A 20504-nucleotide genomic window follows, 5' to 3' on the forward strand; every position below is an offset into this window, starting at 1 on the left:
CGTAATGATTTTCTGTGTGTTGCCATTAAAGCGAGGAATAAGATGCTGCAACAATCACCTCTCATGACCTTGCGTGAACTTGCACAAAATGCAGTGGAAAAAGCCGCCACTCACTTGGCGCAAGTTCGTCAGAACCATCAGCAAATGGAGCAACAACTCGCAACATTGATGGGCTATCAAGATGAGTATCGGGAACGCCTGAACGATACGTTGAGTAACGGTATGCCGTGCACCACCTGGCAAAATTATCAGCAATTCATGAAAACGCTGGAAAAAGCGATTGAGCAGCACAAATTACAGCTCAATCAATGGCAACAGCGGCTTGATACCGCTTTATCACAGTGGCGGGAAAAACAACAACGCCTCAATGCTTTCGATACTTTGCAACAACGGGCAGATAACAACCGAAGATTACATCAGAACAGAACGGAGCAGAAACAGATGGATGAGTATGCCCAACGTAGCGCACAACGGAGAAATAAATAATGAATCTCACTCTTTTGCCTGCCGACCTGAAACCGACAGAAAACCAACCAGCACGTAGTGATTCACTCACTGATGCCGATCAGCCTGCGGCTTTTGCTCAATTTCTTAATCTGGAAACCGAACTGGCGCAAAAAGGTGCGCTCAAACCAGAAAAAGCGTCATCCAAGGAAGAAGAGACTACAGATGATACAGACAACGGTTTGTCGCCGCTATTATCTATTTCCAACGAACTATCCATTTCAAATGAACTATCGATCTCAAACGAATTATCTATCCCATATGAAATACCAACGGAGTCTATTACCTCCTCGCTGATTCCCTTCGATGTAAAAACAGATACAAACAAACAAACGGTTCCTGTTGATGAGAAACTTATGTCAGCAGAAGAGCTGGCGGCAAGTTTACCCATACAATTATCCGGGTTAGCCATCAAATCAGAAAACCCGAAAAGCGGCCTCCAACCTGACGGACTCATCAAGCATAATGATAAAAACCGTCAAATTAGCGCTCAAGAATTAGTCGCTACGGAATTATCGACTGAGGAAAACCCTCTGACAGCGATTCTAGAACAGCTAAAACAGGAAGCGGAAAAAGCAGAAATGTTCTTTAAAGCCAAACCTGAAAACGGACTAATACAACATTCTCCAGTAAAATCCAAGCTTGCCTCAGCAACTATTCAACACGGCATTCAACCTGAAAATGCAACGCAAAATCACCCACGCGAATCCGCACTGATTCAGACCACCGCTCAAACTGAGATCCAGCACGCATCAACCGCCACTGAAAATCAGCAAATAGGGCAAATCTCCTCTGTAACAACCTCTCCCCTACTCTCCGCAGGGCACAATCAGACAGCCCAGTTTCAATTATCCAGCGCCTCTACCCCTTTACTGAATGCCCAGTTGGGTAGTGAAGAGTGGCAACAACAATTAAACCAGCAAATTATTTTGTTCAATCGCAACGGCCTGCAACAGGCAGAGTTACGCCTGCATCCACAAGAGCTAGGAGCCTTGCAAATCCGTATGTCCATTGAAGATAATCAAGCGCAATTACATCTGGCATCGGCTCACAGCCATGTCCGTGCAGCACTGGAAGCAGCATTACCTGGACTTCGCCACGCACTGGCGGAAAGCGGCATTCAACTGACCCAAAGCAGTGTCGGCAGTGATAACGCCAGTCCGTGGCAACAAGAACAACGCTCTGGTTCACAACATTCAGGCGGAACCGCAAGTCACAATGCTGACACCGCCTCAGAAAACCATTCCGCTACTGAATCCACCGTACATTTAACCCCTCATCAACTGGCGTCAGTACGGGGCGGTGTGGACATTTTCGCCTGATAGTGAGTGCAGCCAACAAAGAGGTAACTTGAAAGATAACGGGTATAAACCAGATTCACAACAAACGAACGAGTTAGTAGTTTTTTCCCCGTTTGTTCCAGCTATTGCCGACGGAAATACGCGGGATAATGATTATCGATATTGATGGATAAGTCAGTCCACCACGGAACGCGAGGACACTTATCCGCAACAAAAACAGGAATTTGTCTGTCCATGTCTGACTATAGCTACGAGCATAAACGCAAAAATCCATTTGGGATGATACTGTTAGTACTGATTGCCGTTATCGGCGTCGCCATCGGGGGATACAGTTGGTGGGCGCTTAAACAGGCAAAAGAGAGTGATTCTACAGCATCCAAAGTCATAAAAGTCCCTGTCTTTATGACTCTGGAACCTTTCACCGTCAACCTGATCGACAATGAAGATCACTTTGACCGAGTGCTCTATATCGGCGTGACTTTACGTTTAGCCGATGAAAAAACTCGTCAGCGCTTCCACGAGTATCTGCCGGAAGTTCGTAGTCGTATGTTGTTACTACTATCACGCCAGAAATCGGCAGATTTGGCGCATGACAGCGGTAAATTGCGTCTGATGGACGACATCAAGCAAACACTTCTCCCAACCTTGGTGCCCGGTGAGCCGGATCAGGTCATCACCGATGTGCTGTTTACCACGTTTATTCTGCGATAATCACCATGAGTGACAATATTCTTTCACAGGCAGAGATTGATGCTCTGCTCAATGGCGACAGTGCCAGTGACGACGCAGAAAATACCGCGTCCAAGGAAAATGAGGTTCGCCCTTATGATCCCAATACCCAACGCCGTGTTATTCGGGAACGTCTGCAAGCACTGGAAATTATTAATGAACGCTTTGCCCGTCAGTTCAGGATGGGGTTGTTTAACATGCTCCGCCGTAGTCCTGACATTACCGTCGGCGCAATAAAAATTCAGCCCTATCATGAATTCGCCCGTAATTTAGCAGTACCGACCAACCTTAATCTGGTTCATCTAAAACCGTTGAGAGGGACAGCGCTGTTTGCATTCGCCCCAAGTCTGGTTTACATCGCGGTAGATAACCTGTTTGGTGGTGACGGACGTTTCCCGACCAAAGTAGAAGGCCGTGAATTCACCCACACTGAGCAACGAGTGATTAACCGGATGTTACGCATGGCGCTGGATTCCTATCGTGACGCCTGGAGCGCCATCTTCAAAATTGAAGTGGAATACATTCGCTCTGAAATGCAGGTGAAATTCACCAACATTACGACATCACCGAACGATATTGTGGTGACAACACCGTTTCAAGTGGAAATTGGCGCGTTGAGTGGTGAATTTAACATCTGTATTCCGTTTGCCATGATCGAACCCCTACGGGAACGCCTGACCAATCCACCGCTGGACAATGTGCGGCAAGAAGACAGCCTGTGGCGGGAAAGTCTGGTAAAACAGGTTCAACATTCAGAGCTGGAATTGATCGCTAACTTTGCTGATATCCCGCTGAGGCTGTCAAAAATCCTGCAACTTCAACCGGGCGATATCTTACCTATCGATAAACCCGAACGCCTGATCGTTCACGTCGATGGCGTGCCCGTACTCACCAGTCAGTACGGAACATTAAACGGGCAATATGCCCTACGTGTCGAACATCTTATTAACCCTGTTTTAAATGCTCTGGATGAGGAAAAGCCCAATGAGTGATGCTAAGCAACCCACAGATACCGCTGCAACCGGATCTGCCGAAGATATGTGGGCAGAAGCTCTGGAACAACAGGCCGCGCAACAACAAACCTCTGACAGTAGCGCGGCAATATTTGAATCTCTGGAGCCTCAGGATGCACTGGCCCACTTATCGGATATCGATCTGATTCTGGATATTCCGGTCAAACTATCCGTAGAGTTGGGCCGGACAAAAATGACCATCAAACAACTCCTGAGACTATCTCAAGGTTCGGTCGTTTCCCTTGATGGCCTTGCCGGGGAGCCGTTGGATATTTTAATCAATGGATATCTGATTGCTCAGGGTGAAGTTGTGGTTGTATCCGATAAATACGGTATCCGTATCACCGATATCATCACCCCTTCTGAACGTATGCGTCGCCTGAGTCGTTAATATGGCTTTCCAGCCCTCTCTGCATAATGACGCGGCACAACCTGCCGCGCAAACCCAAGCGGTTACTCAAGTCGCCACATCCGCGCCGCTTCCCGCAGGTCAGACGCTGATGCAGGTCAGCAGCGCACTGGCGGGAGTGTTGCTGTTAATCTTCACCCTCACTTGGTTAATACGCCGCATGGGGCTGTCTGCCAACAAAGGAAAAAGTCAGCAGCAATTAAGTATCAAAGCCAGTTGTTCTCTGGGACAACGTGAACGCGTCGTCATTGTGGAAGTTGAAGATAACTGGCTGGTACTGGGCGTCACTGCTCAGCAAATCAATTTATTACACCAGATGCCAATACCTGAATCCAACCGCGATACCACCGAAGGGCAAGCGATAAAACCGGCACTGTTTGGTCAGATTTTAAAAAACACGCTGATGCGACAAGGCAAGAATGATGAGAAAAAGTAGTTCTCTCTTTATGACAAGGGATAAGTTTGCATTGTCATGCCGCCTGGGGATGATACTCGCTGCGCTTATTTTACCAATGGATGCCGTGGCACAGTTACCGGGCATAATCAGTCAGCCGCTGGCAAACGGCGGACAAAGTTGGTCACTGCCGGTTCAAACGTTAGTTTTCATTACCGCGCTAACTTTTATCCCCGCCGCCTTGCTGATGATGACCAGTTTTACCCGCATTATTATTGTGTTGGGTTTACTGCGTAATGCTTTAGGCACACCCTCAGCGCCACCTAATCAGGTTTTGCTTGGACTGGCGCTATTTATGACGTTTTTCATTATGTCGCCGGTTTTCGATAAAGTTTATCAAGATGCGTATCTGCCTTTCAGCGAAGATAAAATCAGCCTGGAAACTGCTTTAGAAAATGGCGCCAAACCATTACGGCAATTTATGTTGCGTCAGACAAGGGAAAACGATTTAGCACTGTTTGCTCGTCTTGCTGATCAACCGCCGTTTGAAACCGCCGATGCTGTTCTTATGCGAGTATTAATGCCGGCATTTATCACCAGCGAATTGAAAACCGCTTTCCAAATTGGTTTTACGCTGTTCATCCCATTTCTGATTATCGACCTAGTGGTTGCCAGCGTATTGATGGCGTTGGGGATGATGATGGTGCCTCCCGCAACCATCTCACTGCCCTTCAAGCTGATGTTATTTGTCTTAGTTGACGGCTGGCAATTACTACTGGGTTCTCTGGCACAAAGTTTCTACGGTTGACCTGAAAAGAGGCAAACATTATGACTCCTGAATCAGTCATGGCATTGGGAACAGAAGCCATGAAAGTCGCGCTGGCGCTGGCTGCGCCTTTGCTGTTAGCGGCTTTATTATGTGGTTTAATCGTGAGCTTGCTGCAAGCGGCAACACAGGTTAACGAAATGACGCTATCATTTATTCCCAAAATTCTGGCGGTATTTGTCACTACCGTTATCGCCGGACCTTGGATGCTAAACCTATTTCTGGACTACATGCGTGAACTCTACAGCAGCATACCGGTGATAATTGGCTAATTATGATCTCTTTTAACAGTGAGATGCTGATCCAGTTCGTCAGTGAATTTTTCTGGCCGCTGGTTCGGGTGCTTGCGCTGTTCAGTACGGCGCCATTATTCAGTGAAAAACAGGCGCCTAAGAAAGTCAAAATCGGGCTGGCAGTGATGATAACACTGCTTTTGATGCCAAATCTGCAACCTGCGCAAGTGCCTATTTTCTCTGTTGCGGCATTCTGGGTGATGCTCCAGCAAATCCTGATTGGGGCATCCCTTGGCCTGACGATGCAAATTGCCTTTGCCGCCGTGCGTCACGCCGGTGAAATAATTGGTTTACAGATGGGGCTTTCATTCGCGACCTTCTTTGATCCCTCCGGCGGCCCGAATATGCCTATTTTGGCACGAATCTTTAACCTCTTGACCTTACTGTTATTTCTGGCATTTGACGGCCATCTATGGTTATTATCAGTTCTGGCAGATACATTCCGCATTATTCCCGTACAACCATTGCAACTCAGCGCTCAAGGATTTTTACTGCTAGCACAAAGCGCCAGTATGATATTTATCAACGGCATGATGCTGGCTCTGCCATTAATTACGCTGTTATTAACACTGAATTTATCATTGGGGATTTTAAACCGGATGACACCGCAACTCTCCATCTTTGTGGTCGGTTTTCCGTTAACACTGACTACCGGTATATTGGTACTCACGCTTTTAATCCCGATGTTAGCGCCATTTACCGAGCGTATGTTTAGTGAATTATTTAATCGGCTGGCAGTCATTATAAGTGGGATGGTTATTTAAAATCAAAACCACTCCCAAAACCCATTAAGTATTATATACTATATAAATCGTACTATTTAATGTTGTAAAATTTCACCTATAAGCAAGAGAAAATCGCGTTTTAGTTATATAACAGACTTTCAACAACGGCTAAAAACTTATTTTTTCAAAGATATTATTAACACAGAAAAAGAAAATAAGCTAATTGGACTAGAGCAGTAAATTGATGAATATAGAACAAGAGTTACATAATGCCGCGGTTAACTTAATTGAAAAACGATACCCTAAAGGATGGGGTGGAGCAGCTGCGGTACGGACAGAATCGGGCAAAATCTTAACCAGCATCGCCCCTGATACCAAAAATGACGCCTTATCCCTTTGTATGGAAGTTGGCGCCTATTTAGAAGCGCATAAACTGAATGAAGCGGTAACACACTCTTTATGTCTCTGCCGTGAAGACGCCGGTTATGAATATATCATTTTGACACCCTGTGGAATATGTCAAGAACGTCTGGTTCATTGGGGAGGCTCCGTAAAAGCGGCTGTCACTAATGAGAAAAACGAGCTGTTATTTAAAACTATACGTGAACTGCAACCTTATCATTGGTCAGCCGTTAATGGAGAAAAGCTCTAATATATGTGATTTATTTTAACTTAGTTATTTTCTTTTATTTTTAAGTATTCCAAATAATTAATACTCAGTACCACAGTTGTATTTTCTTTTTTCAACAAAATAGACACTCATCGGAAAGCTTAATTCGTTTAGATTCTAAGCATTCTAATTATCAAAAGAAGTGCAGATTTTTAATTTCTATGGCTATAGCATTAAATATTTCGGGTATATTTTGATTGCAAAATATCAGGTTATTTATTACTACCAACTGTACAAAAATAGTTAACCATCTGAGTTATAAGAACATTTAATTATTCCTTTTGTGAATTAAACTATAATTAACGCGAATTATGATAAATCATCTACCATAATTCAATATGTTGCTTATGAAATAATATTATATAATTTAAGGAAAAAACATGAGTCTCAAGCCCCAGAATGATTTTAAAGCCTTTTCTATCAGTAATAATGCAAATGTAGTGAGCCAAGAAAGATATGAAGAAAGTCGGAGTTTAAAAAATGGGTTTCCGCCAGATAATGTGACTACTCATGAATTAAATAAGGTGTTACGTCAGTCGTCCACGATATCCTCTGTTGTTGCTAATTTTATCGCAACACACTCCGGAGGAGATGATGTTCTGGATGATGGTGATATAGCTAAACTCACGGCCCAATTAAATAGTGCGTTAGAGAAAAAAATCACAACAGAAATTCCCAGTACCTCATTAACACAAAAAGGGATTGTTCAACTTACTAACAAGACAGGCGATAGTAACACACTCGCGGTAACGCAGAAGCTGGCTTCCGATATAAATGATAATGCTAATAATAAACTGGCAAAAGACCAAAACGGCGCAGACATTCCTGATAAAAATGAGTTTGTGAAAAACCTCGGTTTAACAGAAACGGTGCAAAAGGCCAATTATGCGGTGCCGAATAGCCGGAAAGTGAACGGGAAAGCGTTGACCGGGGATGTCAGTCTGAGTGCGGGGGATGTGGGGGCCTTTCCCGATTTCCGGGGCTATGTATCAAACAATTCAAGATTCTCTGATATCCGAGAATCTGGCATCTACGGTGTAGCTGTAGATAATCCCAATTCTGTAACTGACTTTCCCGCATATAACGGTTATAAGATTTACGCATATGGATTTCTTTCTGTATTTAAGAGTAATGATCAGAGAATTCATCAAACATATTATTCGCATATTGGGGATATTGCGACACGCCAAACTTGGTATGGGCCCGAACAATATAAGCCCTGGACGACTCAATATAGCACTGCAAATTGCATTGCCGACGCTAACGGATTCCTAAAAAGAGCCTCCCCAATAGTGGAAATCCACCCCTCTGGTGAATTCACAACTAACGAAGAATCAGAGGGAGCAGAAGTCACAAAAGAAGGAGTTGGCATTTACCATATATCTAATGTTTGTGGCTATAACTTAGATATGGCTTGGGGAGTGCACGGTGGTATCTCAGTACCGAAAGATAACAACAACCTGGAGTTAATTTTTGTCGATGACAGAGTGCAGAGTGACGGCTCTGTCATCATTGAAACCTTTCACAGACAGCACACTCACTTACCAACCCGTTTTCAGAACTGGCGACTTAAGCATATTGATGAAAATGGTGAACGTGTATTTTATAAAGACAGTGAGCCGTGTGACATTCCCGAACATTGCCGGTTAGATGTTAGGGTTCAAATGCCGCAGGATTCTATCTGGAATCAGAAGCAACAGGCGTTAATTCAGGATCACCAGCAGTAGCAGCTTTCTCATCATCAGATGCCGGCATTTGTACGCGAACCGAGACAAATCTACCACTGGGAATATCAATCAAATCACCATTAGTATAGCCCTCTCTCGCATTTCTGGCGAATACTGGCGCGTCTGGGTGCTCCCGGTGGTAAGTCATCAATTTGATTGTACCATCGGGCAGTACTTTGTAATCCACCCAAATCAGCGGTAATTTATTTTTGCATAGTGGTATTTCAATACCTCCGTCAACACCGCCCCACATGGCATCAGCATTGAATCCAAGAACTCCCTTGATAATGTAGAGGCCCTCTGAAAGATGCTCGACTGTTGCACCTTTTGACTCGTCGTTCGTTGTGAATGAACCGTCTGAGTAGATTTCTACTATCGGGGAGGATTTCTTAAGGAATCCATTAGCGTCGGGTGTTGCAGTAGATCCTGTCCAAACATGTTCCCAGTTATTCCACGAGACGCCATCAGTTTTTGCTGATCGTATATAGATGATATTTTTATATGCACTAAAAGCTAGCTGTGTAGACCAAGCTTTGCTTCCTATATTCATATATTTCATTGCCTTGCTCTCTGGGTTGTCGGGCGGTAACGGAACTGAACCTCTTGAATAAAACCCATTTGTTCCCGCCAAACTTGCTAATGCTTGGGCTGGCTCTAACTCAATCGGTGCTCCTCCCAACCCAAAAGCCCCAATATCCATTTTCCCATCAATAGCTTTTTCCATGTTTTTCACGATTTCCACTAAACCGACATTATTTGAAGCCCTGCATGTGGTCAGTGCTTATGATGTTGAATCCGGTGTAGCCCTATACCATCAGGCAGCCGAAAGCAAAGGTCAGGAAGGTCCGGTTGCCAGACAATTGATTGAATTACTGGCGCTTGATGGCACGATTGTCACTATAGATGCCCTGCATTGCCAGAAAGAAACCCTTGCGTTAATTACTCAGCGCGGCGGTGATTTTATTGTGGGTCTCAAAGGCAATCAAAAGACCCTCCATGAATGGGTCAAATCGTATTTTGCTTCGCATTATGAGAGTGATGAGCTTGTTGAATTTACGCAGAAAAATAGCGGTCATGGACGGACAGAATTTCGGCATGTCATGCAAATTCGTGCCGTATTACCGGAGGTCCTTCGGCGGCAATGGCCTTCAATACAAAGTGTTATTGAAGTAGTCAGTGAACGAAGCGTAAAAGGTCAGCCTCCTCATCGTGATTCACGCTGGTATGTCAGCTCGCTACCGTTGGAGGCGGAAATCGTGGCTAAGGCAATAAGAAGGCACTGGTCGGTGGAAAACGAGCTGCATTGGGTATTAGATGTCACTTTTCGAGAAGATGCTATCTCACTCAAAGATCCTGATGGGGTTGCACAAATGGCGCTTTTTAACCGAATTGCATTAAGCGTGATTAAACAGAATACCAGTATAAAAGACAGTCAGGCGGCTAAACGTCGAAGAGCCATTTGGTCAGGGGAATTCCGTAGTCAACTTATCTTTGATTAAATTAAATACAAAGTGGAATCCCGCCCTGACCCCGAAGGTGGGATTCTACTTTTGTATGGAAATAGGCGCCTATTTAGAAGCCCATAAACTGAATGAAGCGGTAACACACTCTTTATGTCTCTGCCGTGACTTACTTTATCGCCAAGTATTAACTATTTTCAATGGTTAATACTTGGTTATATTAAATGCAATCATCTTTATATTTTAACAAATATTATCACCAAGATACTAAACCAATAAATTAATTATCAAGACATGTTAATTTAAAACTTTAACAAACTAGAATTAAAAGCAATAATTATCATCTTCATTTATTAATTTAACTAAGGCTTTTCAATATATTATTTAACTTATTAAAGATACTTTAAATAAATAATTCACAATATTATTTATGAGAATAAATAAGAGACAATAATAAATTTTTTACAATAGGTGACACTATTCAGATTTAATTTTATCTAAATATTATATTTTACCGTCCTTCTGGTAGTATTCTACCCATTTAAGTACTACACTGTACTTACTTTGTAACACATTACGATGGAATCATTAGCTATGAGCGAAACTACTTTTACCTTTAGGGTTGATGATACCCTGAAAAATGACTTTACCGCGGCAGCGAAATCACTCGATCGCAAAGGTGCACAGCTACTACGTGACTTCATGCGCGATTTCGTGCGTCAGCAACAAGAAGCGAGCGTTCATGATGCTTGGCTCCGCAGACAAATAGAAATAGGCCAAGCTTCTGCCAATGCCGGCAATCTAGTGCCAGCCGACCAAGTTGAGGCTAAATTTTTAGCCCGCCGCAAAGCCACACTTCAATAGTTCAATTGGGTATAACAAAGTTAAACGGCAACAAAAACCAGATTAGCAAAAAATAGCAAAATAACTTTAATATCCTTAATGTTATATTGATTAAATTTAACCGGAGTAAATTCCATGTCTGTGATTAACTTTATTACTGACGAAAACGGTGTGCGGCAATCAGTAATTCTGTCTATAGCGGAGTATGAACATCTACTAGCCCTTTCTGATCGAGATGAAGATTATGTATCAGTATCATATGAAGCAGGTGAAAATGATGAAGAAACTATCCCACATGAAGTAGTTGGGATCATGGTTGAACAACAAATTAGTATCATTGCTGCTTGGCATGTTTATCGCGACTTGTCACAATCAGAAGTTGCAGATTTATTAACATAAATACGACCAATCTTGCCGTATTTATGTGACATTTTATCTTCCCAAAACACTAGGTAGGAAAACACCCAATGAATTATTTAGGGGAATACGAACATATTTACCTCCAGATTAACGATGTTGCGCTTACTATGTAAATCTACCATTTATTATTTAATTAATTTAATCCTAAATAATCCGACAAAATACCTATTGGAGTTTATGTTATACAATAGAATCAATATTGGTACCGTCGCCCATGTTTTTGTGCACGGTACCTGTTATTTTCCATACTTTTAATATAGCAATCAGAGTCTATTGATAAATAGCGTATTGATTGAATAAAATTGTCAATGCCCGCCATTGGTCACTTTTTATGTAAAATAGAATCCCGCCTTGGTCATTTAAGTGATATCTTTTTATTCTGAACGCATATTTCAACAGACCATTTAACCAAGTCAATCGTCGATTCTCTATCCATTCGAAGGCATGAAGCAACCGTAATTGCCTGGGAGCAAGCAATTACAAAGCGGTCCCCTGAACTTAGATTTCTTTCAACAACGTTGAATCGTTCAACATAATCACTGAACCGGGAAAAGATTTCGTCCTGTGGATTCTCAATTTTTGGCGGATTAACCTCCTTTTTACAAACCAAGATTGCATCAAGATTGATAGGATCTTTTGCTGCACTTTTAGGGCTGGCAACAGACATTTCAGCTTTTACCGGGTGAGCGGCTACAATGTCAAAACCGGCTTTAGTGACAGAATCGTATATTGCCATCCAGCCGTCTATTGTCGAATGATGATAACTGAAACACAAAAGACCATCTTCTTTAAGCACTCGGTTGCATTCCTTAAAAATAGTGCAAATTTTCCTTGTGAAACTTTCGTTATCCCTATCTTGAACTTCATTTTCATGTGATGAATCTTTTCTATTTAAGTATTCATATTCGCCACTAAGAGCATTAGAAAGCCAAGCATAGAAAAAGTCACTCAATTCACTATAGTGAACAAAATCAAAATACGGTGGATCAGTAATTACCGCATCAACCGATGAATCAGGGATGGGAAGTGAAGAACTGTCCGCATTCAAAATCAAAGCACCTTGAGAAGCGTTTTTGAACGTTTCCCATGATTGAGTAGGATTTACCCTTATCGGATCACTGCAAACGACTTTTTTTGAAAAACATTTTACCCCATTGTTTTCAATGAATACTTCAAATGGTTCGTCAAGATAGGTCTTAGCCTTAATCAAACGACTTTCAAATAATGTCGAAAATGTACCGCTGCTTTTCCCCGGTGTTCCCCATACACTATTTTCTAATGGTGTTCTCTCTGGTTTCAAAATATGGTTCGAAAACATATGACGAACAGCACCAGTACCCTCCCCCTTAAAACTGCAAAACAGGTTATTAAATTCAAGTGTTCCACTGAACAGACAAACAAAATGATCTCGAATCACCTTGTCTTTAATCTTCAATATCCGCTGAAGCAATAGTCCAAGACATAACAATTGACGTTCATTAAAGAAATCACACCAATTATTGTAGTTATATCCACGCGCTTGGTTCGTGTTATATCCAGCTCTAACTTTCATAGTAGGTAATGGAAGATCGCCTTTGATCAGGGAAAAGCGTTCACGCGTTTTATTAAAAAGGTCGTAGTCATATTGAGTCGGTTTGATATAGACCTTTTCACCTGCTTCGTTAAGCGCCATAATGGCATATAATTTATGCTTAGGTGGACACTCTTTGCTAGATACTAATTCCTTGATTTTGTATTCATTACCTCTACTGTCAACAATTTTTGTTCCCTTGGCAGGCCCATTTTGGGGGTTAAAGTTATGTGAACAGCAAGGGCATTTAATGTCAGTACTATTATATTTCTCCACAATAATAGACTCACATGACGGGCACCATATTTGCGAATCCGGTTTCTTGCTAGCGTAGGCATTTTTACTGAATACATAACTTGAAAACAACGGAATTTCTTCACCCTCAGGCGTGGCAACAACCTTCACCCAAAAATAGTAAAGTGCTGGCGTGGATTTCGACGCACCAGGAACCATTGTTGTATAATAGGAAAGGATTTCTTCTTTTACATCCCGTTCAATGGATTTAAATTCTTTTTTCAGTTCATTTATATTCACGCTAGCCATTGCCTGTGTAACTAAGAATGTACTAACTGGGTTAACATCACATCCTATAATGCTTGCCCCAAGCTTCGCCGCTTCCCCCAATGTGGTTCCCGACCCCATAAAAGGATCAAGCACAACCTTTCCGGTATATTTTTGGTATTCGTAAAAATCCTTCCATTGGCCTTCAGTAAGAGCACCGGAAACAATAGAACGGAATACGCTTCCTAAACGCTTCGCCCACCATTTATGAATGTGGTAGATAGGACGGTTAATTTCCTTTCTGTAACTTTCGATTTCCGCAATTGGATCAATCTGCTCGAAAGGAAAATCATTTTCAATTATATACTTCATATTATTTTATTAACACTGGCATAGAAACAGACGTACGTATTTTTGCTACACGTGCTTTGCAGTCAGCAAAAATATCTTCAATCAGAACAGGCTCAACAGATTGATCAGGCTTTCCATTATCAATGATATTGTACAAAAAATTGTTTTCGTAAATATCGTACCTTGATACTTCTTCTGTAGCCAAGTGCGATATCTGAAGATTTTCACAATCAAATTTTTTCGCTACAAAAACTTTTCTTGTATAAAAACACTTTAATTTGTAGTTCAGTGGATTAGGGTACGTATACATTGCCCGATGACGAACAGAACCTTCACCGTACGGACCGTGGTTATACTCGGTTTGGTTCGCAACTTTGGCTTTCTTATAAAGATTAAAGTCATAGTTGATGAAATCACCGTGCATCAAAATAAAAGTTACAATACTGCTACTGTCATTGCTCAATAATGCGTACATGTAATAACAAGGAATATCGGCCATTGCATTGCCCATCTTTATCAAAGCAGTTCCGCACGGCAAGCAACTATTGTAATCCATAGTAAGACCACGTGAATCAGTGCCATTCGGCTTCTGAATTAACTTTTTAACTTCAAGCCCAACAATGATACCCGTTCGCTTATCACGAATAATAATATCAGGAGTAGTCAGCTTACCTGAACGAACAACTTCCAATTCAGGAAATGCTTGTTGGAGTTTTTGTTCAATCAAGCAATCAAAGGGATCATCTTGAACTGTACCAACCAAGGAAGGCGCACGTAGGTCAACAGGTATAACACCATTATCATTAATCTGACCATAAAAGTTATCGTAAATGGCTTTCATTACTTGATGTTCATTATGGTACATACACAATCCTTAAGATTATTTTCTAATATTAGTTATTGTTTTCAACCGTTTGCATGCAATGGTAACCAGAAACGCTGCCCGCTTTAGGCGTTATACCGTAACGATTTTTAAAAGCAAGATCAAAAGGGAAATCAAATAACACGGGAACCAAGACTAAACTTGGCAAACAGGGTTAATTATGCAGCAATTGTTTGGGATAATATATATGATTTCATCTGTATTAGCGCAGATCTGAACTGACAGTCACCGGAGTACCCCCCCGCTTCATCAACCACCCAGATATTCCCTATCGATTTAATCTGGTTATTCAAGTGCTAAAAACTGCATCTTGAGGTTTCTTGGGTATATACCGATTTTAGATTCACATAGTAAATGCAATTAAATCTTCTTTTAAAAAATTGCATTTATTGAATTAAATCTATCCTCGATATAGTATGCTTAATACTCTTGTATTCTCATTTCTAAATGATTATGGCAGGTTAAACCAAGTGGGGGGCTACCCCAGTCAGCAGGGAGGGCATGACTTATATAGTAAATATAACCGGATTTTCGTGGAGAAAAAGATGACAGTAACCACTATTATTATCTCTCTCATTGCTGTAGGACTTATCGGCTGGGGGATCACAATTTATAACCGGCTGGTTGCTCTGAAAGAGCAGACAAGCAATACATTTGCCAATATCGATGTTATTTTAAAACAGCGTGCAGAACAGATCCCGCAGCTTGTGACCGTGCTGGAAAAGTCTATGGAACATGAACGTGATATTTTTACTCGGTTAAGTGATGCACGGCAGGGATATCTTAATGCCAATACCCTCACGGATAAAATCAAAGCCTCCAATGAAATGAGCAATGCATTCCGATCTGTACTGGCGGTAGCTGAAAACTATCCGACATTGATTTCAGGTTCCCAATTTTCACAATTGCAGACATCGGTGACGGATCTAGAAAATAAAATTGCTCATCGCCGCGAAATGTTTAATGATGCAGTAACGGAGTATAATACGGCGATTTATCTATTCCCTGATCTGATTTTTGCCCGCATGTTTCATTATCAGAGGCTGCCTTTGTTAGAAATCTGTCAGGCAGAAAAAGCCTATGACGGTATCAAGTTTAAATAAATCAGATGGTAAACCTTATGATGACTATGATATTTTTTATTTTTGTTTTCTCCTGTGTATTAATCTTTTCGTTTGGGAAAAACGCGGCAGAGTATTATAGACAAGCACGGCAGTCCGGTAAATTTGCCAGCAAGGAAATTTGGAAAGTGATTTTAGGCTCGGCGGCTATTGCCATTTTTCTGATTGCCTTTTTTGTTTCACCCGGCGCCTTATTTGGCTTAATTTTATTACTATTTATCTATAACGGTCTGAAAACAACACCGGAAAAAAAATTCCTTAAATTTCAGCAGATTTTGGCCACATCAAAAATCCGTTCAATCGCTATGGGCTTGGTAGAAGTAGAAGGAAGAATAACAGCAGGAACTCACTTTAAAAGCCCTCTGAGCAGAAAGCTATGCTATGGCTATCGTTATTATGAATATGATATCAGCGAAGATTCAAAAGGCGATAAACGTTATTCTTTGCGTCATTCGGAAGAAAAAATCCGTCGGTTTACTTTAACCGATGATTCAGGATCAGTCCGTATTGATGCAACACCAGAAACCTTGACATTTGTAAATTTTTCTTCTTATCAGAACTATGAAACCAACTCCGTTTCTTACCAAGAGTACTTGTTATTTCCAAATGAAGAGTATTTAATTATTGGTACAGCTATTGAAAAAGACGATCAAGTTGTTATTACTCAGGCGGCTCCTCACAGATTACTGGGGATTGCCTCTAAGGGATATTTGGGCGCCTGGAATGAAGTTGCGCCAATGCGCCGTAATCTTGCAATTACTGTCATTAGTGCGGCAATCCTGATTGCCTTTATTCTGACCGTTCCTTATGAATATCAGTCTCATCATTTAACGGTTTTTTATCGTGAGTCTCCATTATTGAAATGGCTATTTTAGAGATAACAGCAATGGGTGGATATCTTCTCGCTTTTCTTATTCTGGCCGTCATTCTGATGATCGCGGTTCGTTATCTCGTAGGCGTTTTTAATAAAATCGTTATGTTAAAAAGATACCGGGATAAAGCGTTTGCCAATATTGATATTTTATTGAAAAAACAGGTTGATTTAATTCCTCAGCTTATCACGATAACAGAACAAGCAATGGCCCATGAAAAATCGCTCTTTCTGCAACTATCAGAAATCAGGAAAAACTACCCCAGTGCAAAAATAACTGATGAAAAGGTGAAAATAGGTAATACATTAGCACACCAGTTGCTGTCATTTCTGATAATTGCAAAAAACTATCCGGCCCTAATTAGTCAGCCATCTTTTCAACATTTGCAAGCGCAGATCACTCTGCTGGAAAATCAGATTGCAGACAGACGTGAATTCTTTAATGAAAGTGTTGCTCTTTACAATACCGGGCTCCGGCAGTTTCCCAATATCATTTTCGCCCGGATATTAAGATATAAACCTAGCCCAATGCTGAACCCCATGCAAGGATAAAACCCATGTTTACCATTCCATTTGATTTATTCGGATTTGTTGATGCCATCCGTGGTAATCCGGGTATTTTAATCGTCACAGCGGTTTTCGGCCCTGTGGGTGCAATGTTATGCCTACTTCCCTTTGCTCGAATACCGGTAATTAGCCAGGTTATTCAGACACTGGTTATCAGTCTATTAACCTCTGTTTTTATTAATTTACTCTGTGTCGTGATCGTTTATTTAATCTTTTCAAACGATATTATCCGCCTGTTCTGGAGCTTGATTATTGTCCAAACGGCCTGTTTGTCTTTTTGGTTTATTAATAAAGAAGCCGTGTTTGAACTGGCTGAAGAGGATGACTCCATGCGCCAAAGACATTCGAAAATAGAAAGAAAAAATAATACCAAGAAAAAGAAAAGAAAGCAGAGGAAATAAACATATATACTCTATGGATTTCAAGATGCATCGAGACGGCAAGGGAGCGAATCCCCGGGAGCATAGCGAACTATGTGACTGGGGTGAGCAAGTGCAAACAACAAAGAGGCAGCTTGAAAGATAATGGGTATAAACAACAATCTTTTATTTAAGGGGTAAACCCCTTTAGTTTAATTAGGAATAAAATCAATATAAAAAAACAAATAGAAACTAATCTTCATTTCTATAATCACATTTAAAACAGAGAAAGAATTTTATTAAAAAATAAACTCCAATCATCATAAAATTTATATCTGATTTCATCATAAAAAATTGAACTCTACTGGGCGAAACCTTATTTTTCTTCTTAAAATATAAGACTTTCTCTTGACGACATAAGAGTAAACACTTATATTTTGAGTATCCAAAGCGGGTATGCTCTTTTAAAATAGGGAAAGAAATGGTTAAAGTCATTTGGTCTAAGGCTGCAATCAAACAGCTAACGAGGATCGATACTCGATATCAGAAGACGATAAAACAAAAGGTGAGTTCGCTAACAGATTTTCCTCTTGTTGGTCTGGATATCAGAAAATTATCAGGATTCGATAACAGATATAGGCTCAGAGTTGGCGATTATCGGGTTTTGTTTGAATTACTGGATGGAAAACCTAATATCCTAGAAATTCAGGAAATTAGGCGACGCCAGACAAAAACCTATTAACAAATAGGTGAATTTTCCCATTTAACCATTTACCTCTAAGGGCTACGTAACTACGTAAACATACGGAGCAAAAGAATATGGCTAGTATTCAATTTATTACAGACGAGCACGGCAAAAAACAAGCCGTTATTTTGCCAATGGACGAGTACGAAAGACTGTTGGCAGCTGCGGATCATGATGAAAATTATCAAATTATTCCCTATACAACGGGACCAAATGACGATGAAACTATTCCTCATGAAGTCGTTTCTATCATGGTAGACGATGAAGTTTCACTACAAGCCGCTTGGCGCATTTATCGTGGACTATCACAAGCTGAGGTAGCGGAAAAACTGGGTATAAAACAAGCTGCCGTTTCTCAGTTTGAGAAATCAGATCGCCCACGCAAAGCAACGATTGAAAAATTAGCGGATTTATATGATTGCCGAATAAGTCAACTAGTGCTCGATTGATTAAAGTTAGTAAAAAGTTACCAATACGACCAGGGTGAGATCTCACCCTGCTGTTTTCCCACCAATGAAATTGCTGCCGGTATACCACCCGCTTCATCAACCACTCAAATATCCCCTATCGGTTCAATCTGGTTATAATGAAAAACCCATTTCCCGACTTTTAACACTAATTTTGTGAATATAAAGGTCCGGGGTTTTACAATCACAAACAGCGCTGCGCATATTAACTGAGAATATGTTTTTTCCTTAACCAATATTAACGCTACCACCACCAATCACAACTCCACCACAACTCACTGCATCACCGGTTCTCGCCGCAGGTTTACCATCAACAAAAACGGTACTGGAACCACCGGCAATTATGCGTGAATGAGATGAATGTGGCGCTAAATTATCGCCCTGACGAGCTAAAGGAATACCATCAACTTTCACGCTGGTCGATCCCGAAATAACCGATGTCGCTCCACAATCATCATGCGCTGTGCCAATATCACCAATCTTTACCGCATTACCCATATTTCTTCCTCCATATCTGGCAGAATTAACATAATTAGTCTTTATCTTGCGTAACCGGATAATAGCTTTCTTTTGTTGCTCCAATCAAGAAAAAATATCGGGTCAAATAACCCGATATTGCCACCATTAAATCACCTGAACAAAACGGCCATTAATTAATGAAAAGATTGGTGCGACAGTAGCCAAAACCGTTTCTCCATCTTCTTCATCAACATAATAGTAAGATATTGGAGAATTCTTTAAGTCTGACTTATTCACTAACCTAACCATTCTGCCCTGATTCATTATTTTAACCCGGTAGTCATCCCAGTTAATTGGTATCATTTTGAAACTTTTTTCGTTGATATCACTGTAAGCAGATTGATCGGCAAAAATACTTTCTTCACTTTCATCGGTGGCCCAAGCCCAGGCTTTAAGCGCAATTTTTTGTTGTGCCCTAAGAGTATTTATATCTTTAGCATTATAAGCCTGCCAGACCGCCATATAAGCCTGTTGCAATTGCTGACGTTGTTCTGGGGTATCGGTATAAGGGGTTGCTTTCTCCCATTCCCATTCAGGTAAGCCACTAATTTTTACATTCCTGCTAAATCGGTATAAGGTCATATTGAGTGGAAATTTCCGACTTTTAAAGAATTTCTTATCTTTATGTCCAGCTTCCACATTTTCTGCCTGTATCACATGACGTACCACCGGTGTGCTAATAGCAGCATATTTCGCTTCATTTGCGGGTGTTATTGCCACAGGTTGACCGTTTTTATCTATCGCTACTTCAATTGCCGTCAGCACCTCGCTCTTTTTACCACGCATAGCCGTCAATTCCAGACTACATTTGGCTTCAGGATTAAAGTGGTTGCGGATTTCATCTGATAGCTTATCCGGGGAAAACCAACCCAATGCGCCAAATTCCAGACTGATTTCATTTTCACCGTTTGTCATAAATAACATGGAAGCCGTACTGGCAGTACCAAATCCCCGACCTTCCCGAGCCGAATTACGGTTATCCATGCCCGTTACGCCATTGGTTTTAATATCACAAAAGGCATATTGGATATCGAATAAACTGCGAATATACAACCTCGGTTCATTTGCATTAGCGCCTTGCATTACCATCACTCCTAAACCTGACATAATAATCACGCCTAATAATAGCAATAACCATTTTAATTTCATTTTATCCTCACGTTCCGGGGTAACCCGGTGATAAGTGGAATATTATTCAACTTTAATATTAACCAAATCCACAATCCCAGTGTCGTT

Annotated in this window: 24 protein-coding genes and 1 pseudogene; 20 read left to right on the forward strand and 5 right to left on the reverse strand. The window is 41.2% G+C overall.

Annotated elements, in window-relative coordinates; genetic code table 11:
- Window positions 1-42 precede the first annotated feature (42 nt).
- From fliJ to C6H66_RS12310, 11 genes are all read left to right on the forward strand, one after another.
- Window positions 43-486, forward strand: a complete 444-nt coding sequence (gene fliJ, locus C6H66_RS12260; protein WP_046395724.1) for a flagellar export protein FliJ — start codon at window positions 43-45, stop codon at window positions 484-486.
- Window positions 486-1826, forward strand: a complete 1341-nt coding sequence (locus C6H66_RS12265) for a flagellar hook-length control protein FliK (RefSeq protein ID WP_105395738.1) — start codon at window positions 486-488, stop codon at window positions 1824-1826. The genes fliJ and C6H66_RS12265 overlap by 1 nt, the downstream gene beginning before the upstream one ends.
- A gap of 213 nt (window positions 1827-2039) precedes the next feature.
- Entirely contained in the window at window positions 2040-2516 is a 477-nt protein-coding gene (fliL, locus tag C6H66_RS12270) for a flagellar basal body-associated protein FliL (protein WP_105395739.1), read from the forward strand.
- Between the two features lie 5 nt (window positions 2517-2521).
- Window positions 2522-3526, forward strand: coding sequence for a flagellar motor switch protein FliM (gene fliM / locus C6H66_RS12275; protein ID WP_105395740.1), 1005 nt, complete (start codon window positions 2522-2524; stop codon window positions 3524-3526).
- Entirely contained in the window at window positions 3519-3938 is a 420-nt protein-coding gene (gene fliN, locus C6H66_RS12280) for a flagellar motor switch protein FliN (RefSeq protein ID WP_011146202.1), read from the forward strand. The genes fliM and fliN overlap by 8 nt, the downstream gene beginning before the upstream one ends.
- A 1-nt stretch (window position 3939) precedes the next feature.
- Window positions 3940-4392 (forward strand): flagellar biosynthetic protein FliO, encoded by a 453-nt coding sequence (gene fliO, locus C6H66_RS12285; protein ID WP_046395728.1) that lies wholly within the window; start codon window positions 3940-3942, stop codon window positions 4390-4392.
- Between the two features lie 49 nt (window positions 4393-4441).
- Window positions 4442-5158, forward strand: coding sequence for a flagellar type III secretion system pore protein FliP (fliP, locus tag C6H66_RS12290; RefSeq protein ID WP_105395783.1), 717 nt, complete (start codon window positions 4442-4444; stop codon window positions 5156-5158).
- A gap of 20 nt (window positions 5159-5178) precedes the next feature.
- Entirely contained in the window at window positions 5179-5448 is a 270-nt protein-coding gene (gene fliQ / locus C6H66_RS12295; protein WP_011146199.1) for a flagellar biosynthesis protein FliQ, read from the forward strand.
- Between the two features lie 2 nt (window positions 5449-5450).
- Window positions 5451-6233, forward strand: coding sequence for a flagellar biosynthetic protein FliR (gene fliR, locus C6H66_RS12300; RefSeq protein ID WP_046395729.1), 783 nt, complete (start codon window positions 5451-5453; stop codon window positions 6231-6233).
- 205 nt (window positions 6234-6438) lie between these two features.
- Window positions 6439-6846, forward strand: a complete 408-nt coding sequence (locus C6H66_RS12305; protein WP_046395730.1) for a cytidine deaminase — start codon at window positions 6439-6441, stop codon at window positions 6844-6846.
- Window positions 6847-7244: 398 nt separating this feature from the next.
- Window positions 7245-8591, forward strand: a complete 1347-nt coding sequence (locus tag C6H66_RS12310; protein WP_105395741.1) for a phage tail protein — start codon at window positions 7245-7247, stop codon at window positions 8589-8591.
- Here the strand turns inward: C6H66_RS12310 and C6H66_RS12315 are convergent.
- Entirely contained in the window at window positions 8542-9315 is a 774-nt protein-coding gene (locus C6H66_RS12315; protein ID WP_105395742.1) for a phage tail fiber protein, read from the reverse strand. The genes C6H66_RS12310 and C6H66_RS12315 overlap by 50 nt on opposite strands.
- A 19-nt stretch (window positions 9316-9334) precedes the next feature.
- Between C6H66_RS12315 and C6H66_RS12320 the strand changes: the two are divergent.
- The 3 genes and pseudogenes from C6H66_RS12320 to C6H66_RS12335 form a co-directional block, all read left to right on the forward strand.
- Window positions 9335-10090 (forward strand): annotated as a pseudogene (locus tag C6H66_RS12320) (ISAs1 family transposase); the annotation flags it as partial.
- A 555-nt stretch (window positions 10091-10645) separates the two neighbouring features.
- On the forward strand, window positions 10646-10915 hold the full coding sequence (locus C6H66_RS12330) for a CopG family ribbon-helix-helix protein (protein ID WP_105395743.1): 270 nt from the start codon (window positions 10646-10648) through the stop codon (window positions 10913-10915).
- Between the two features lie 114 nt (window positions 10916-11029).
- Complete coding sequence (locus tag C6H66_RS12335; RefSeq protein WP_105395744.1) at window positions 11030-11293, forward strand: hypothetical protein; 264 nt, start codon at window positions 11030-11032, stop codon at window positions 11291-11293.
- Window positions 11294-11669: 376 nt separating this feature from the next.
- On the opposite strand, the gene C6H66_RS12340 is transcribed toward C6H66_RS12335, so the two are convergent.
- Together C6H66_RS12340 and C6H66_RS12345 are read right to left on the reverse strand one after the other, a co-directional pair.
- Complete coding sequence (locus C6H66_RS12340; protein ID WP_046397515.1) at window positions 11670-13757, reverse strand: DNA methyltransferase; 2088 nt, start codon at window positions 13755-13757, stop codon at window positions 11670-11672.
- A gap of 1 nt (window position 13758) precedes the next feature.
- A complete protein-coding gene (locus tag C6H66_RS12345) occupies window positions 13759-14601 on the reverse strand; it encodes a hypothetical protein (RefSeq protein ID WP_105395745.1) in 843 nt (280 codons plus the stop codon).
- Between the two features lie 563 nt (window positions 14602-15164).
- Here C6H66_RS12345 and C6H66_RS12350 point away from each other — a divergent pair.
- From C6H66_RS12350 to C6H66_RS12375, 6 genes are all read left to right on the forward strand, one after another.
- Window positions 15165-15722 carry a LemA family protein gene (locus tag C6H66_RS12350; protein WP_105395746.1) on the forward strand — a complete coding sequence of 186 codons (558 nt, stop codon included), beginning with the start codon at window positions 15165-15167 and terminating at the stop codon, window positions 15720-15722.
- A gap of 26 nt (window positions 15723-15748) precedes the next feature.
- Window positions 15749-16615 (forward strand): hypothetical protein, encoded by an 867-nt coding sequence (locus tag C6H66_RS12355; RefSeq protein WP_146111049.1) that lies wholly within the window; start codon window positions 15749-15751, stop codon window positions 16613-16615.
- Between the two features lie 11 nt (window positions 16616-16626).
- Window positions 16627-17163, forward strand: coding sequence for a LemA family protein (locus C6H66_RS12360; RefSeq protein WP_046397512.1), 537 nt, complete (start codon window positions 16627-16629; stop codon window positions 17161-17163).
- Window positions 17164-17168: 5 nt separating this feature from the next.
- A complete protein-coding gene (locus C6H66_RS12365) occupies window positions 17169-17579 on the forward strand; it encodes a hypothetical protein (protein ID WP_105395748.1) in 411 nt (136 codons plus the stop codon).
- Window positions 17580-18018: 439 nt separating this feature from the next.
- Entirely contained in the window at window positions 18019-18279 is a 261-nt protein-coding gene (locus C6H66_RS12370) for a type II toxin-antitoxin system RelE family toxin (protein WP_105395749.1), read from the forward strand.
- Window positions 18280-18356: 77 nt separating this feature from the next.
- Window positions 18357-18731, forward strand: coding sequence for a helix-turn-helix domain-containing protein (locus tag C6H66_RS12375; RefSeq protein WP_011146193.1), 375 nt, complete (start codon window positions 18357-18359; stop codon window positions 18729-18731).
- Window positions 18732-18977: 246 nt separating this feature from the next.
- Here the strand turns inward: C6H66_RS12375 and C6H66_RS12380 are convergent, their stop codons facing one another.
- Together C6H66_RS12380 and C6H66_RS12385 are read right to left on the reverse strand one after the other, a co-directional pair.
- Entirely contained in the window at window positions 18978-19247 is a 270-nt protein-coding gene (locus C6H66_RS12380) for a type VI secretion system PAAR protein (protein WP_046397991.1), read from the reverse strand.
- Window positions 19248-19373: 126 nt separating this feature from the next.
- Window positions 19374-20417: a hypothetical protein gene (locus C6H66_RS12385; RefSeq protein WP_105395750.1), complete on the reverse strand. Its 1044-nt coding sequence runs from the start codon at window positions 20415-20417 to the stop codon at window positions 19374-19376.
- Window positions 20418-20504 lie beyond the last annotated feature (87 nt).

Source organism: Photorhabdus hindustanensis, assembly GCF_002968995.1.
Classification (GTDB): domain Bacteria; phylum Pseudomonadota; class Gammaproteobacteria; order Enterobacterales; family Enterobacteriaceae; genus Photorhabdus; species Photorhabdus akhurstii.

Excerpts from the sequence above, each read along its gene's own strand:
- fliJ (WP_046395724.1), top strand. The coding sequence starts at position 43 with ATGCTGCAACAATCACCTCTCATGACCTTGCGTGAACTTGCACAAAAT.
- C6H66_RS12265 (WP_105395738.1), top strand. The coding sequence starts at position 486 with ATGAATCTCACTCTTTTGCCTGCCGACCTGAAACCGACAGAAAACCAA.
- fliL (WP_105395739.1), top strand. The coding sequence starts at position 2,040 with ATGTCTGACTATAGCTACGAGCATAAACGCAAAAATCCATTTGGGATG.
- fliM (WP_105395740.1), top strand. The coding sequence starts at position 2,522 with ATGAGTGACAATATTCTTTCACAGGCAGAGATTGATGCTCTGCTCAAT.
- fliN (WP_011146202.1), top strand. The coding sequence starts at position 3,519 with ATGAGTGATGCTAAGCAACCCACAGATACCGCTGCAACCGGATCTGCC.
- fliO (WP_046395728.1), top strand. The coding sequence starts at position 3,940 with ATGGCTTTCCAGCCCTCTCTGCATAATGACGCGGCACAACCTGCCGCG.
- fliP (WP_105395783.1), top strand. The coding sequence starts at position 4,442 with ATGATACTCGCTGCGCTTATTTTACCAATGGATGCCGTGGCACAGTTA.
- fliQ (WP_011146199.1), top strand. The coding sequence starts at position 5,179 with ATGACTCCTGAATCAGTCATGGCATTGGGAACAGAAGCCATGAAAGTC.
- fliR (WP_046395729.1), top strand. The coding sequence starts at position 5,451 with ATGATCTCTTTTAACAGTGAGATGCTGATCCAGTTCGTCAGTGAATTT.
- C6H66_RS12305 (WP_046395730.1), top strand. The coding sequence starts at position 6,439 with ATGAATATAGAACAAGAGTTACATAATGCCGCGGTTAACTTAATTGAA.
- C6H66_RS12310 (WP_105395741.1), top strand. The coding sequence starts at position 7,245 with ATGAGTCTCAAGCCCCAGAATGATTTTAAAGCCTTTTCTATCAGTAAT.
- C6H66_RS12315 (WP_105395742.1), bottom strand. The coding sequence starts at position 9,315 with ATGGAAAAAGCTATTGATGGGAAAATGGATATTGGGGCTTTTGGGTTG.
- C6H66_RS12330 (WP_105395743.1), top strand. The coding sequence starts at position 10,646 with ATGAGCGAAACTACTTTTACCTTTAGGGTTGATGATACCCTGAAAAAT.
- C6H66_RS12335 (WP_105395744.1), top strand. The coding sequence starts at position 11,030 with ATGTCTGTGATTAACTTTATTACTGACGAAAACGGTGTGCGGCAATCA.
- C6H66_RS12340 (WP_046397515.1), bottom strand. The coding sequence starts at position 13,757 with ATGAAGTATATAATTGAAAATGATTTTCCTTTCGAGCAGATTGATCCA.
- C6H66_RS12345 (WP_105395745.1), bottom strand. The coding sequence starts at position 14,601 with ATGTACCATAATGAACATCAAGTAATGAAAGCCATTTACGATAACTTT.
- C6H66_RS12350 (WP_105395746.1), top strand. The coding sequence starts at position 15,165 with ATGACAGTAACCACTATTATTATCTCTCTCATTGCTGTAGGACTTATC.
- C6H66_RS12355 (WP_146111049.1), top strand. The coding sequence starts at position 15,749 with ATGATATTTTTTATTTTTGTTTTCTCCTGTGTATTAATCTTTTCGTTT.
- C6H66_RS12360 (WP_046397512.1), top strand. The coding sequence starts at position 16,627 with ATGGGTGGATATCTTCTCGCTTTTCTTATTCTGGCCGTCATTCTGATG.
- C6H66_RS12365 (WP_105395748.1), top strand. The coding sequence starts at position 17,169 with ATGTTTACCATTCCATTTGATTTATTCGGATTTGTTGATGCCATCCGT.
- C6H66_RS12370 (WP_105395749.1), top strand. The coding sequence starts at position 18,019 with ATGGTTAAAGTCATTTGGTCTAAGGCTGCAATCAAACAGCTAACGAGG.
- C6H66_RS12375 (WP_011146193.1), top strand. The coding sequence starts at position 18,357 with ATGGCTAGTATTCAATTTATTACAGACGAGCACGGCAAAAAACAAGCC.
- C6H66_RS12380 (WP_046397991.1), bottom strand. The coding sequence starts at position 19,247 with ATGGGTAATGCGGTAAAGATTGGTGATATTGGCACAGCGCATGATGAT.
- C6H66_RS12385 (WP_105395750.1), bottom strand. The coding sequence starts at position 20,417 with ATGAAATTAAAATGGTTATTGCTATTATTAGGCGTGATTATTATGTCA.